This is a genomic window from Enterocloster bolteae, from assembly GCF_002234575.2.
Taxonomy (GTDB): Bacteria; Bacillota; Clostridia; order Lachnospirales; family Lachnospiraceae; genus Enterocloster; species Enterocloster bolteae.
Genome location: NZ_CP022464.2, coordinates 4,767,949 through 4,782,698, shown reverse-complemented (window position 1 = coordinate 4,782,698; position 14,750 = coordinate 4,767,949). Strand labels below are relative to the sequence as shown.

Annotated in this window: 13 protein-coding genes; 10 read left to right on the top strand and 3 right to left on the bottom strand. The window is 51.5% G+C overall.

Annotation, left to right across the window (positions count from 1 at the left end; all coding sequences use genetic code 11):
* The first annotated feature begins 34 nt into the window (after positions 1-34).
* On the top strand, positions 35-508 hold the full coding sequence (locus tag CGC65_RS22125) for a GNAT family N-acetyltransferase (protein WP_002568500.1): 474 nt from the start codon (positions 35-37) through the stop codon (positions 506-508).
* Positions 509-630: 122 nt separating this feature from the next.
* A complete protein-coding gene (locus tag CGC65_RS22120) occupies positions 631-1,947 on the top strand; it encodes a replication-associated recombination protein A (RefSeq protein WP_002568499.1) in 1,317 nt (438 codons plus the stop codon).
* A 63-nt stretch (positions 1,948-2,010) separates the two neighbouring features.
* Here CGC65_RS22120 and CGC65_RS22115 read toward each other — a convergent pair whose 3' ends face one another.
* Complete coding sequence (locus tag CGC65_RS22115; protein WP_002568498.1) at positions 2,011-3,117, bottom strand: M24 family metallopeptidase; 1,107 nt, start codon at positions 3,115-3,117, stop codon at positions 2,011-2,013.
* Positions 3,118-3,340: 223 nt separating this feature from the next.
* Between CGC65_RS22115 and CGC65_RS22110 the strand changes: the two genes are divergently transcribed.
* Entirely contained in the window at positions 3,341-4,315 is a 975-nt protein-coding gene (locus CGC65_RS22110; RefSeq protein ID WP_002568497.1) for a uroporphyrinogen decarboxylase family protein, read from the top strand.
* Positions 4,316-4,333: 18 nt separating this feature from the next.
* On the opposite strand, the gene CGC65_RS22105 is transcribed toward CGC65_RS22110, so the two are convergent.
* Positions 4,334-4,996 carry a GntR family transcriptional regulator gene (locus CGC65_RS22105; protein WP_002568496.1) on the bottom strand — a complete coding sequence of 221 codons (663 nt, stop codon included), beginning with the start codon at positions 4,994-4,996 and terminating at the stop codon, positions 4,334-4,336.
* A 123-nt stretch (positions 4,997-5,119) separates the two neighbouring features.
* On the opposite strand from CGC65_RS22105, the gene CGC65_RS22100 reads away from it, so the two are divergent.
* From CGC65_RS22100 to CGC65_RS22070, 7 genes are all read left to right on the top strand, one after another.
* Complete coding sequence (locus CGC65_RS22100; protein ID WP_002568495.1) at positions 5,120-6,079, top strand: ABC transporter permease; 960 nt, start codon at positions 5,120-5,122, stop codon at positions 6,077-6,079.
* Entirely contained in the window at positions 6,072-6,986 is a 915-nt protein-coding gene (locus CGC65_RS22095) for an ABC transporter permease (RefSeq protein WP_002568494.1), read from the top strand. The genes CGC65_RS22100 and CGC65_RS22095 overlap by 8 nt, the downstream gene beginning before the upstream one ends.
* A 62-nt stretch (positions 6,987-7,048) precedes the next feature.
* Positions 7,049-8,740: a peptide ABC transporter substrate-binding protein gene (locus tag CGC65_RS22090; protein ID WP_002568493.1), complete on the top strand. Its 1,692-nt coding sequence runs from the start codon at positions 7,049-7,051 to the stop codon at positions 8,738-8,740.
* 60 nt (positions 8,741-8,800) lie between these two features.
* On the top strand, positions 8,801-9,790 hold the full coding sequence (locus CGC65_RS22085; protein ID WP_002568492.1) for an ABC transporter ATP-binding protein: 990 nt from the start codon (positions 8,801-8,803) through the stop codon (positions 9,788-9,790).
* Positions 9,787-10,764: an ABC transporter ATP-binding protein gene (locus CGC65_RS22080; RefSeq protein WP_002568491.1), complete on the top strand. Its 978-nt coding sequence runs from the start codon at positions 9,787-9,789 to the stop codon at positions 10,762-10,764. Before CGC65_RS22085 ends, CGC65_RS22080 begins: the two co-directional genes overlap by 4 nt.
* Before the next feature lie 66 nt (positions 10,765-10,830).
* Complete coding sequence (locus CGC65_RS22075; protein ID WP_002568490.1) at positions 10,831-12,231, top strand: Sapep family Mn(2+)-dependent dipeptidase; 1,401 nt, start codon at positions 10,831-10,833, stop codon at positions 12,229-12,231.
* Between the two features lie 158 nt (positions 12,232-12,389).
* Positions 12,390-13,178: an SIMPL domain-containing protein gene (locus tag CGC65_RS22070; RefSeq protein ID WP_002568489.1), complete on the top strand. Its 789-nt coding sequence runs from the start codon at positions 12,390-12,392 to the stop codon at positions 13,176-13,178.
* Between the two features lie 106 nt (positions 13,179-13,284).
* On the opposite strand, the gene CGC65_RS22065 is transcribed toward CGC65_RS22070, so the two are convergent.
* Positions 13,285-14,646 (bottom strand): MATE family efflux transporter, encoded by a 1,362-nt coding sequence (locus CGC65_RS22065; protein WP_002568488.1) that lies wholly within the window; start codon positions 14,644-14,646, stop codon positions 13,285-13,287.
* Positions 14,647-14,750 lie beyond the last annotated feature (104 nt).

Sequence of the window (14,750 nt, the reverse complement as noted above, 5' to 3'; positions counted from 1 at the left end):
TTCCTCTGTTAATTGAAAACTGCAGGAGGCGGTTATGGACTACAAAATCAGAACAATATCAGAGGGAGAAGAAAGCCTGCTTCAAGATTTTTTGTACCAGGCTGTCTTTGTGCCGGAGGGAGTGCCTGCACCGCCCAAATCCATTATCAGTCAGCCGGAATTGCAGATATATATAACCGGCTTCGGGACGAAAAAAGACGATATTGGTTTGGTTGCAGAGGTTAATAAAAAGGCTGTGGGCGCTGTTTGGGTACGCATTATGAATGATTACGGACATATAGATAATGCCACTCCGTCTATTGCAGTTTCCCTGTATAAAGATTACCGTGGATTGGGAATAGGTACAGCTTTAATGAAAGAAATGCTCCGTATTCTGAAAGACAGAGGATATAAGCAGGCGTCACTTTCCGTACAAAAAGCAAATTATGCTGTGAATATGTATCAAAAAACAGGATTTGAAATTGTGGATGAAAAAGGGGAAGAATATAGTATGCTTTGCCGTCTGTGATAATACAATTCCAGCTTTTTGCCCGTATACGGCAAAATCACAGTAAGATAAACTAGAACATGAGAATATCCGGTTTCTTAGTAATCATACAGATCCATTTCTGAAAGGAGAGATAAAAAGCCATGGAACAGATGTCATTATTCGATGACAGAGAAGTATACAATCCTCTGGCCAGCAGGCTGCGCCCGGATGACCTGGACGGATTTGTGGGACAGGAGCATCTTTTGGGAAAGGGGAAGCTGCTGCGCCAGCTCATTGAGCAGGATAAGATTCCATCCATGATTTTCTGGGGGCCTCCCGGTGTGGGCAAAACCACCCTGGCGGGAATCATAGCAAAGCGGACCAATGCCCAGTTCATTAATTTCAGTGCTGTTACCAGCGGCATAAAGGAAATCAAGGAGGTCATGGTCCAGGCTGAGAACAGCCGGAGGATGGGAATTAAGACCCTTTTATTTGTGGACGAGATACACCGCTTCAACAAGGCACAGCAGGACGCGTTTCTCCCATATGTTGAAAAGGGAAGCATCATTCTGATTGGGGCCACCACGGAGAATCCTTCCTTCGAGATCAACAGCGCTCTCCTGTCACGGTGCAGGGTCTTTGTGCTCCAGGCATTGACGGAGAATGACCTGGCCCGCCTTATAAAGACAGCGCTTAAGAGTCCTAAAGGGCTGGGTTATCTGAATGTGGAGATCACAGACCCTATGATTGATATGATTGCCGGGTTTGCCAACGGGGATGCCAGGACGGCTTTGAATACCCTGGAAATGGCAGTGACAAACGGGGTAATCAGTCCGGATAAGACCACGGTCACAGAGGATGTGCTGAAGCAGTGCATCGGGAAAAAGAGCCTTCTGTACGATAAGAAAGGGGAAGAACACTACAACCTTATATCCGCGCTCCACAAGTCCATGCGCAATTCCGACCCGGACGCAGCCGTATACTGGCTGGCGCGTATGCTGGAAGCAGGGGAGGACCCGCTGTATGTCGCCCGCAGGCTGGTCCGCTTTGCCAGCGAGGACATAGGAATGGCGGACAGCCAGGCTCTGACACTGGCAGTGTCTGCTTACCAGGCGTGTCATTTTCTGGGAATGCCTGAGTGTAATGTACATCTGAGCCATACCGTGATTTACCTGTCCATGGCGCCTAAATCCAATTCTGCCTATATGGCCTATGAATCCGCCAGGACTGACGCCCAGAACATGCTGGCTGAGCCGGTGCCCCTTACCATTCGCAATGCTCCTACCGGACTCATGAAAGATCTGCATTATGGCGACGGCTACGTGTATGCCCATGATACAGAGGAAAAGATAGCCCGGATGCAGTGCCTGCCGGACTCCCTGGCCGGAAGGGAATATTATCATCCTACGGACCAGGGCGCGGAGGAACCTGTAAAAAGCAGGCTGGAGGAAATCAAGAAGTGGAAGAGAGGGCAGTAATGCCCAATAGCCCTGGCATCCGTACCTGCCTCCGGCCATTCATACGGATTTCCGGCCATCCTTCTAAACAATCATCAGTTCCTTTGTCATGGTATTAAGGGATTCACAGCCTTTTTCCGTTATCACGATTAAATCCTCTATACGTATGCCAAACTGTCCAGGCAGGTAGATGCCTGGCTCATTGGAGATTACATTTCCGGTTTCCAATACACCTTCTTCGCTGGCTGAGGCAAAGGGCGGCTCATGAATATCCAGCCCTATGCCGTGGCCCAGCCTGTGGGTGAAGTATGCCCCATAGCCAGCCCGCTCTATGATACTGCGGCCTGCCAGGTCCATATCACGGCAGGCCGTGCCCGGGGCAGCTGCCTTCAGGACAGCCAAGTGGGCTTCCAGAACAATGGAATACACCTCTTTAAATTCATCTGATGCATATCCCACGGCGCAGGTTCTCGTCATATCTGCATGATATCCCTTATAGGTCCCGCCAAAATCGAACATTACCGTGTCTCCTGCCTGTACCTTGTTGTCCGACAGGATGGGATGGGGGGAGGCGCTGCCCGGACCGCAGGCAATGAGGCCGGGGCCTACTGCGTCAAAGCCTTCCTCCAGACGCAGTTTCATCAGCTGTTCTGACAACTGGCGCTCTGTTTTTCCTTCCAGGCCATTCTCCAGCAATCTGGCAAAGGCCCTCTCGGCCATATCCTGTGCTCTCCTGATTATGGTAATCTCTTCCGGCGTCTTGCTCTTTCTCAGGGGAACCAGGACGCTGTCTGCATTGTTCCATGAAATGCCGGGATACAGTTCCATGAGCCGGATAAGGCAGCTGCTCTGCATTCTGCCTGCCACAGCAGCTTTTATGCAGGATTTCCTGGATATGCCGGGAGCGGCGGACAGGACCGAGTACATTTTTTTAAATGGGTCCCCGCTGTCTTCCCAGAGGATGGGGGCTGCCTGGCAGTCCACCTCTTTAAAATAGTTTTTTTCCACGGCAGGACACAGGAAATAGGAGTCGTGTTCGGTTAGGAGCAGGGCGGTCAGACGGTCCGTGGCTGGTTTTGAGTAGCCTGTAAGGTACATAAGATCAGATGAAGGCGTGATGACCAGCAGTGAAATGCCGGCATCCTCCATGCGGTTTCTTGCTTTTGCAATGCGCTGGTCATAAATATTCATAAAAATTTCCTTTCTCACATTCAAAAATTACCCCGTGCTGATAATATTATAAAACATATTAGATATAGAATAAATGTACAAATTTAATGAATTATTTTATTAATAATAGCCAAATAACACAAAAAATGCTTGACATACACCCTGACTGATAATATTATTGATAATATCAACAGAGAGAATAATATACATATACATGCATCAAAAAGGGAAAGGAAGTAACAAAATGGAAACCATGACAAAGAGGGAACGTATCAGAAATGTATTAGAAGGAAAACCAGTGGACAGGACGCCTGTGGGATTCTGGCTTCATTTTCCGGAAGAAATGCATCATGGTGAGAAAGCCATTGAGGCCCATCTGGACTTCATGAAGGCCACGGATACAGATATCCTGAAAATCATGAATGAAAATATCCTGTATGACGGGAATACAAAAATTGAGCGGCTGGGTGACATCAGCAAGTTCAGGGGATTTTCCAGGAAGGATGCCATCTTCCAGGACCAGATGGAGATTATCAAGAGGATAGCCGACAAGGCAAAGGGAGAGTATCCCATCATGTCCACCATCCACGGCCTTATTGCCTCCGCCTTCCATGAGACAGGTTTTGCAGGCAACTACACCAGTATGGGATACCAGCTTACCCTATTCTGCCGGGAACGTCCGGCTGAGATGAAAAAGGTGTTCCGGACCGTGGCTGAGACTCTTATGGAATTTTCAGATTGTTCCCTGGAGGCCGGCGCGGAGGGCATCTTCTATGCGGCCCTGGGAGGAGAGCGGAATTTCTTTACAGATGAAGAGTTTGAGGAATTTGTGGCCCCCTATGAGAAAATGGTGTATGACCACATCAAAAAGACCACGGATTTCAATGTGCTGCACATATGCAAGAGCAATATTGACTTTAACCGCTATAAGGATCTGCACCCGGCCATTGTGAACTGGGGGATTTACGGAAATGATTTCAGCCTGACAAAGGGCGCCGGGCTTTTCAGTGACAGTATTATTCTGGGAGGATTCCCGGACAGGCACGGAGTCCTGGTCACCGGGACAGAGGAAGAAATCTTTAAACATACCAGCGAGGTATTGGAGGAGATGAAGGGAAGGCCCTTTATCGTGGGCTCAGACTGCACCCTTCCCACGGAAATCGCCTATGACCGCATCCGGTGCGTGGTGGACTCAGTGGAAAAGCTGGAGCAGAGGTAAAACCGGAACCGGCATCCATCAGGTGGTGATGCCGGTCCCCAGCAGTTCATCCTCCATAAACAGGATATCTTTTTTCAGATACTCATGAGCCGAGAATACGTCGTGTCTTTCCAGGCTGGACACGAAGAAGTCGTGGTAACTGGCTTTATTGGCAGCAATTACATCCTTTTTCAGGGTGTATAGCTGGGCATAGGCCCGGCGGTAGGTGGTCATGGCCTGCTCCATGGCATTGTTCACCTGCTCGTTGCCTGCCAGGCGCACCACCGTCATGTGAAACTGGTAGTTGTTGCGCCAGGCTATCCACAAATCCTTTTTTTCCGGATTTACCAGGCGCACCTGGTTCTGGCGCTTCAGCTCTTCGATGTCAGCCGTGGTGATGTTCTCCATGACCTTGGGGAGGCTGGACAGTTCCAGGTAGAGACGCAGCTCCGTCACATCGCGGACATTCTTACTGCTGATGGCAGTCACCTGATAACCGCATCTGGGAATGCTTTTCAGTACATTTTCATGGCATAGCTGGATTAAGGCTTCCCTGACAGGGGATTTGCTGACCCCGAAGTAGGATATCATATGGTTTTCCGTGAACAGGGTGTCAGGCAGCAGCTTTCCCTGGCAGATTAGCTCGATTAACTGCTGGTATACGGTGTCCTTTAAGGATAGTTTCGGTGACTGGTTGTCCATGTATAACTCCTTTTTGCATTGAGATAAGCGAAGGGAGAGAGAATCGCTTTTAATATTATAATAGGCCAATATAAAAAATTTGGCAACGGAATTTTTAAAATATGAAATGAGGAGGATATGCAGATGGAACGTTATAGGTACATTGCGAAACGGCTGTTGACAGCAATCCCTACCTTCTTGGGTATCACCATTCTGGTGTACGTGGTGGCCTCCCTGGCGCCCAGCTCGCCGTTGGAAATCCTGTTTAACGACCCTTATGCCACTGCCGAGGAGATGGCAAGGAAGAGTAAGGAACTGGGACTGGACCAGCCGGTTATCATCCAGTATATCAGATGGCTGGTGCAGCTGGTGCAGGGAAACATGGGAATGTCCATCCGCACCAACGGCCAGGTGCTGGATATGATTCTGGAGCGGATAGGGCCCACGCTGATTCTTACAGGAAGCGCCATGGCCCTGACCATTATCATTGCCCTGCCCCTGGGAATCATGTCGGCTTATAAGCCCTACTCCGGCTGGGATTATATTTCTTCCGGACTGTCATTTATCGGGTCCGCCATGCCGAATTTCTTCGCAGGACTGGTGTTGATATATTTCTTCTGCATCAAGGTGAAGCTGTTCCCTACCTCCGGCATGTACGACTCCTCCGGAGTCAGGACCTGGCCCATGTTCTTCCACCACCTGGTGCTTCCGGCCGTGGTTCTGGCCATTCAGCAGATAGGAAGCCTCATACGCCAGTGCAGGGGCTCTATGCTGGAGGTGCTCCAGGACGATTATGTCCGCACGGCCAGGGCAAAGGGGCTTCATGAGCCGTCGGTGCTGGTGCGCCACGCTTTGAGAAACGCATGGATTCCGCTGGTATCCTGGTTCGGCATGCAGATTCCTTTTCTGATAGGAGGGGCGGTTGTGACGGAGCAGATATTTGGATGGCCCGGGCTGGGAAGTCTGATGGTACAGTCCATCAATGCCAGGGATTATCCTGTTATCATGGGCATCACGGTGGTGATTGCCATTGTGGTGTTATTGGGCAACCTGCTGGTAGACCTGATGTACGGACTGTTGGATCCAAGGATACGTTATGACTAAGAAGAAGGAAGGTGAGAACATGAAACAGGATGAAAGATTAAAGGATATTCCGGCAAATTCTTATTTTCATGACGTGCTCCAGCGTTTTTGCGCCCACAAACCGGCCATGGTAAGCGCTTTTGTACTGACCCTGGAAATCATACTGGTCATTGCCCTGCCCTACATACTGCATCTGGACCCGTATACATCGGATTACGAGGTGATGTTCGGTTCTGCGCCCAGCGCCCTTCATTGGCTGGGAACAGACGATATCGGGCGGGATATCTTCGCCAGGTTCATTTACGGAGGGCGGGTATCCTTAAGTGTGGGTATCATATCCGCAGTCATCAGTATGGCGGTGGGTGTGCCCCTGGGACTTCTGGCAGGGTACTACAGGGGAATTGCCGAGACACTGATTATGCGCTGCGCGGATGTGTTCATGTCGTTTCCGGCCATGGTTCTGATTCTGGTGCTGGTATCCGTACTGGGGCCCTCTGTGGCCACGGTTACCATTGTTATCGGAGTCCTGGGCTGGCCTAAGTTCGCAAGGCTTATCTACGGAAATGTGCTGTCGGCCAGGGAACAGGATTACGTGGAGGCGGCCAGGGCCATCGGCACAAAGGACGGCACTATCCTGACAAAATACATACTGCCCAACACCTTTGCCCCGGTGCTCATTTCATTTACATTCCGTGCAGCCCAGGCCATTATTACGGAATCAGCCCTTAGCTTTTTGGGAATGGGGGTCCAGGCGCCCCAGGCATCCTGGGGAAACATCCTCTATGATGCCCAGTCCATCAGCGTGCTTTCCCAGAGACCGTGGCTCTGGTTTCCGCCCGGCCTGGCCCTGCTGATAACCGTGCTCTGTATCAATTTCCTGGGAGACGGAGCCAGGGACGCCCTGGACACCAAAATGGTGATCAAATAGATACATGAAAATAAGTTCAAAATCAATGCCGAAAAGGCTTGAATAAAAAGGAGGATATAGTAATGAGAAAACGTTTAACAAAAATGACAGCTCTTGCCCTGTGTCTTATGATGGGACTGTCCGGCTGTTCAGCGCCTTCAGCGCCCAGCGATACCAAGGCCCCTGCCGCAACAGGAACAGCAGCCGAAGGCGGGGACGCCAAGGCGGAAGGCAGCATAGACGGCAATGCCCAGGAGAACACTGCCTCCCAGGGACAGAAAATCGTGACCATGGCCATGACGGCCCCGTGGGACACCCTGATTCCCTTTAACACCACCAATGCCAACACGGATGCCGTGCTGGAGCTGATTTTTGACAAGCTGATTGTGGTAAAGGCAGACGGATCCTTTAAACCCCGTCTGGCAGATTCCTGGTCTATGGATGATGAGACCCATACCAAGATTACATTTAACCTGAACAAAAACGCCAAGTGGCATGACGGACAGCCTGTGACGGCTGACGACGTGGTATACACCGCAGAACTCATGTCCAACCCTGACATCAGTGTGGCCCGCCGTTCCAAGGTGGCTCCCTTTGCCGGTACGGAAGACGGAATCCGTGTGGAAGGAGAGGAATTCGGCGTGAAGGCCATTGACGCCAACACAGTAGAGTTCACACTGAAGGACCCCACCAACCTGGATTATATGCTGGACATCATGTTCCGCGATTTTTACATCCTGCCAAAGCACTGTCTGGAGGACATTCCTGTGAAAGACATGCTGGCAGCTGATTTCTGGAAAGCCCCCATTGGTTCCGGTCCATGCATTTACGAGTCTGAGATATCCGGCGAGCGCGTGGAATTCACGGCTAATAAGGATTACCACATCAACGCTCCTGAATTCGACCGCTTTGTTGTTAAAATCGTGCCGGCGTCCAACCTTCTGTCAGGTCTGATGAACGGAGAGATTGATATTGTGGCCGGCGCAGGCATCGGCAACATCCCGTTAAATGACTGGGATATGGCGGGACAGCAGGAAAACCTGACCACAGAGGCAGTGGAATCCCTGGGTTACCAGTATCTTTCCTGCAATACCAAGAACATTCCCCAGGAAGTGCGCCAGGCAGTAAACATGGCCATTAACCGCGACGCCCTGGTCAATAACCTGATGAAGGGCGAAGGCGTACCGGCTCCGGGCCCCCTGGCTCCAAGCCACAGATACTTTAATGAAGAACTTCTTCCCATCCCATATGATGTGGACAAGGCAAAACAGATGGTGGAGGAATCCGGATTTGATACCAGCAAGACCTACCGCCTCAATGTGTCAAAGGGCAATGAGGTGCGCGAGAAATCGGCGCCCATGATTCAGCAGGACCTTGCAAAGATTGGCATTAACGTGGAAATCATCACCACAGACCACCCGACCCTGCTGTCCACCGCAAGAAAGGGCGAGTATGATTTTGCGCTGATTGGATCCGGCGGTTCACCCGACCCGGGCGAGAGCGTGATGAACGTGACTCCGGGCCATCTGAATAACTTCTCCCAGAACGAGGATCCGTCCCTGGGCGAGGTGGGAAGAAAGGGCCTGAACCAGTTCAGCTTTGAGGACAGGAAGCCATACTATGATGAGTACCAGATGATGCTCAGGGAACAGTGTCCGTTTGTATGGCTGTATTTCCAGAAGGACCTGGTTGCCTACAACAAGAAAATCTCCAATGTATGCTTTGAGGATTACAGTCTTTTGAACCGTTCCGTTTGGGAATGGCATGTAGAATAGTCATGACGCAGCAAAGGCACCGGGATATTCCCGGTGCCGGCCCTGCAAAGGAGGTAGAATATGGCACAGCCATTATTAGAGGTTAAACATTTAAAGACACAGTTCAGGACCAAGAGGGGGACCGTGACTGCTGTGGACGATGTGAGCTTTTCCGTAAACCAGGGCGATACCCTGGGTATTGTAGGGGAGTCCGGCTGCGGCAAGAGCGTCACCTCCCTGTCCATCCTGCAGCTGCTTCCCCATGCAGTGGGTTCTGTGGCAGGCGGTGAAATCCTTTATAAGGGCGAGGATATTGCCAAAAAAGGGAATAAGGAAATGTGCCGGATAAGAGGCAGGGAGATTTCCATGATATTCCAGGACTCCATGACATCCTTAAATCCTGTGCTCACCATAGGAAGGCAGCTGGAGGAAACCATTTCCGTACACAGCAGTCTTTCAAAGGACGAGATAAAAAAGCAGGCCCTGGATATCCTTACAAAGGTTGGTGTCTCTTCTCCTGAGCAGAGGCTGAAGGAATTCCCCCATCAGCTGTCAGGGGGAATGAGGCAGAGGGTTATGATTGCCATGGCATTGTCCTGCAGTCCATCCCTACTGATAGCGGATGAGCCCACCACGGCGCTGGACGTAACCATCCAGGCCCAGATTATCGACCTGATGGTGGAGCTGAAGAAGAACATCAATGCTTCCATTATCCTTATCACCCATGATATGGGAGTGGTGGCTGAGATGGCTGACTACATCATGGTCATGTACGCGGGCAAGGTCATGGAGTACGGAAGCGCCAGACAGATATTCAAGGAGGCCATGCATCCTTATACACAGGGCCTTCTGGCCTCCATCCCCCGCCTTGACAAGGATTTGGACCGCCTGTTTTCCATTGACGGTACGGTGCCGTCCCTGGACAGGATGCCAAAGGGATGCAGGTTCTGCGCCCGGTGCCTCCAGGCCATGGACAAATGCAGGGAGCATCAGCCGCCGGTGTATATCACGGATGACGGCCACAAGGTGAGCTGCTGGAAGTATGAGAATCTTAAGGAGGAAAAGGTATGAGCGGCAACGAGACAATTCTGGAAGTCAGAAATTTAAAAAAATACTTTTTCTCCGGCAAGAAGCGCAGGGGCAGGGAACCGCGGGCGGTAAAGGCCCTGGACGGAGTCAGCTTTTCCATGGAGTACGGGGAAACCCTGGGCGTGGTGGGGGAGTCGGGCTGCGGCAAGTCCACCCTGGGCAGGACCATACTGCGCCTTCATGAACCCACGGAGGGACAGGTGGTTTACAGGGGAAAGAATCTGGCGGAATACGGCAGAGAAGAGATGCGCCAGATGCGCAGGGAGCTCCAGATTATATTTCAGGACCCCTATTCCTCGCTGAATCCGCGTATGACGGTCAAGGAGCTGATTTGCGCCCCGCTGGATGTATTTGCCATGGGTTCAAAGGAGGAAAAGGAAGCCAGGGTGATTGAAATTATGGATAAGGTGGGGCTTCCGCTGGAATTCATGAACCGCTATCCCCATGAGTTCTCCGGCGGCCAGCGGCAGAGAATCGTTATTGCCAGGGCCCTGGTGCTCAACCCAAGATTCGTGGTGTGCGATGAGCCTGTATCAGCCCTGGACGTATCGGTCCGGGCCCAGGTGTTAAACCTGATGATGGATCTTCAGAAGGAGCTGGACCTGACCTACCTGTTCATTTCCCATGACCTGAGCGTGGTGCGGTATATCTGTGACCGGATCATGGTCATGTATCTGGGAAATGTGATGGAAATAGCAGACAAGAAGGCGCTGTATGAAGACGCAAAACATCCCTACACCCAGGCCCTTCTCTCGGCTATCCCGATTCCGGATATGGATATTGAGTACAACAAAATCCACCTGGAGGGGGATGTGCCGAGCCCCTTTAACCCGCCCCAGGGCTGCAGGTTCCACACCAGATGCCGGTATGCAACGGAAAAATGCCGTGTTCAGGTGCCGGAATTAAAGGATGTGGGGGACAGGCATTTTGTGGCCTGTCATCTGTATGATGAATAAAGGCAGAAATTCAGACGGCAGGATGATGTGCCGTCTGAACTGCTATGAATAGAGGAAAATAAGGATATGGATGTAAAAGAATGGGTATTGTCCCAGAGAGAAAATATGCTGGATACTGCCATGGAGCTCATGAAAATACGCAGTGTCAGCGAACCGGGAACAAGGGAGCATCCCTACGGGGAGGGCTGCGCCATGGTATTGGACAAAGCTTTGGAGATAGGGAAGCAAATGGGCTTTGAGACGGAAAACCATGATTACCGATGCGGAAGTATTCTCATGCCGGGCCGGACAGGACAGGAAATAGGCATTTTTGTCCATCTGGATGTGGTGCATGAGGGAAACGGATGGACGACAGAGCCCTACAAACCTGTGATAAAGGACGGTTGGCTGTACGGTCGGGGAAGCGCGGACAATAAGGGGCCTGCCGCTGCCGCGCTCTACAGCATGAAATATCTGAAAGAACAGGAAGTCCCGCTGGAACACACCATACGGCTGTATCTGGGATGCAGTGAAGAGCGGGGGATGGAGGACATTGAGTACTATACCTCCCATTATCCTGCGCCGGAATTTTCCTTTACTCCGGATGCCTCATTTCCAGTGTGTTACGGGGAAAAGGGAATCCTGGAAGGGGAATTTTCATGTGCCATACCGGAGGGCCATGTGACCGGTTTTTCGGCCGGAGTGGCGTCCAATGCGGTTCCGGCAGAGGCACGGGTATGGCTGAGCCGGACAAGCTGCGATGCGGTCCGGGATTATGTGGACAGCCTTGATAACCCCCAGGATTTTACCGTAGAGGGAGGCAGCCAGATCGTTATAAAGGCTGCCGGAAAAACAGCACATGCCGCCTTTCCCGAGGGTTCTGACAGCGCGGCGGTGAAGCTGGCCCATATGCTGGCCAAAGCCCCCTTCCTGACAGAGGAGGAACAAGCCTGCTTCCGGTTCCTGGACCAGGGATTTGCTGATTATTACGGGGAAGGTATGGGCATTGCCTTTGAGGATGGGCTGTCCGGCAGACTTACCCTGGTGGGAGGCATGGCCAGGACAGAGAGAGGACGGTTCATCCAGAACTTTAATATCCGTTATCCGGTGACTGCCGGCGCGGAAGCACTGGTAAAGCAGATGAGCGCACAAGCCGGAAAGTACGGATGGATTCTGGACTGGAGCCGGGATAACCCGCCCTGTGTCATTGATCCGGAAAGCCCGGTGGTAAAAGAGCTGACCGCCCTGTGCCGCCAGGTGCTGGGGACAGAGACAAAGGCTTATTCCATGGGCGGCGGCACCTATGCCAGGAAACTGCCTAACGCGGTCGCCTTTGGGCCGGGCATCAGAGGACAGAAAAAGCCCTGCCCTCCGGGCCACGGCGGTGGTCACCAGCCGGATGAGTGTGTGAAGATTGAAAACCTTACCAATGCCATGGTGATATACATAGAAGCCCTGAAACGGCTGGATGTCCTGATAGGGGAGTGATACAGCGCCTGTTTTCTGCTTCCTGCTATTTTGACCGTAAATATTAAGAAAGCCGTCAGGTCTCTTCCTCCTTTTACATGCTATACTAAAACCACCACATCCTGCGCCGGGCGTGCAGGTTTGCAGGAACATGTATATAAAAGGAGGTTTGTGAGAGATTGGAAGAGAACAAGGAGAAAAAAGAAAAGACAGGCTTCATGGCTCAGGGCAGGTCTGTGATTATCGCAGTCATCGCGGCACTCAGCGCCATTATCTGCGTCAGCATCTTTACAGGCGGACTGGTGGATTATAAGAAGAGCGGCGGGGGAAGCGGAATCACGGCAACCGGTTCTGCCAGCTGTGATTTTGAGTCGGATTTGATTGTGTGGAGAGGCAGCTTTTCTGTCCACGGCGATACGCCCAGGGATGCCTACGCCATCATAAAGAAGGATGCGGAACTGGTGAGACAGTATCTGGAGGAAAACCAGGTGGCGGATGACGAGATGATATTCAGTTCCGTGAATATTTCCCAGACCTATACATCCAGATACGATGAGGAGGGCAAGTACCTGGGAGATGAGCCGGACGGATATGACCTGACCCAGAGTCTGACGGTTTCATCCTATGATATTGACAAGGTGGAGAATATCTCCAGGGATATCACTAAGCTGATCGAATCAGGGGTGGAGTTCGAGTCTGAGCTGCCGGAGTATTATTATACCAAGCTGGACGAGGTGAAGCTGGACCTGATTGAGAAGGCCACTGCCAATGCAAAGGAGCGCATTGACATTATGTCTGCCGGTTCAGGGGCAAAGGCGGGAAAGCTGTTAAGCGCCACTCTGGGCGTGTTCCAGATTACGGCAAAGAATTCCGGGTCGGAATCCTACAGCTACGACGGGTACCTGGACACCAGCTCCCGGTATAAGACTGCCAATATTACGGTGAGATTGAATTATGCGGCAGAGTAGGCAGTAAGATCAGGACGGCAAACGGGCTGTTCGGGAATATAATCTGTTCCCGGACAGCCCGTTTCGTATATGGGTGAGCCAAACATAAATCAGCAGCCGGCATCCGTCAGGCAGCCGCCTGTCCCAGGGGCTTTATCTTATCCAGATAAATCTTGCGGAACAGGATGGAGCTGAGCACCACAGAGGTGATTTCAGCCAGAGGCAGGGAGAGCCACACTGCATGCAGTCCAAAGGTCCGGGCAAAAAACCAGGCCAGGGGGAGGATACATACAAGCTGTCTGGCCACGGATATAATCAGGCTGTATACGCCGTTGCCCAGGGCCTGGAACACGGATCCCACGATGATGCAGTATCCTGCGAACAGGAAGCTGAGGCTGATAATCCGCAGGGCGGGAACGCCGATGGCCAGCATCTCCTCGTCTGCCTGGAAGAGCATGAGCAGCTGGGGCGTCATAAGGTGGAACACCATCAGTCCGATGAGCATGATGCCCACTGCAATGCCGATGCTCAGCCAGACCGTTTCCATGATGCGCTTTTTACTGCGGGCCCCGTAGTTGTAGGCCACAATGGGTATCATGCCGTTGTTCAGTCCGAATATAGGCATGAAGATAAAGCTTTGAAGCTTGAAATATACTCCGAATACGGCTACGGCTGTCTCGGAAAAACCAATCAGGATTTTATTCATCCCAAAGGTCATGACAGAGCTGATGGACTGCATGATAATCGAGGGAACGCCTACCTGGTAGATAATGGAAATAGTTCTCCAGTTAGGGGTGAACGAACGGAAATTAATCCGCACCTCCTTGTTTTTGGAGTGGTTCAGGATGAGGGCCAGGAACATGGCCACAATCTGGCCGAATACAGTGGCTGCGGCAGCTCCCTGGATTCCCATTTTCGGCACTCCAAACAGGCCGAAGATAAGAATGGGGTCCAGTATAATATTGATGATGGCCCCGGTGCCCTGTGTAATCATACAGTAAAAGGTCTGGCCCGTGGACTGGAGAATCCGCTCGAACATCATTTCCCCAAAAAGCCCGAAGCAGAAAATGCAGACAATCTGGAGATATTGTACGCCGTATTCAATGATGACCGGGTTGTTTGTCTGGCTTTCAAAGAACAGCCTGGATCCGAACAGGCCGAATACTGCAAAGGCCAGGAAGCTTAAGAAGGCCAAAAACAGGCCGTTGGCAGCAGCCAGATTGGCCGCCTTTGAATTTTTTTCTCCCAGGGAACGGGACAGCAGGGCGTTGACGCCCACACAGGTTCCGGCGGATACTGCAATCAGCAGGTTCTGGATGGGAAATGCCATGGACACCGCAGTCAGGGCAGCCTGGTTTATCATGGATACAAACACGCTGTCCACGATGTTGTACAGGGCCTGCACCAGCATGGAGATAATCATGGGCAGGGACATGGATATAAGCAGCTTATTAATGGGCATAACGCCCATTTTGTTTTCTTGTGACATGTAGTGCGACTTCCTTTCTCGTTTGTGCATAAAAGATATTGTAACATTACTTATTATGGTAAGTCAATGACATATAGGGGCATAAAACGCTGGACATTGCGGGT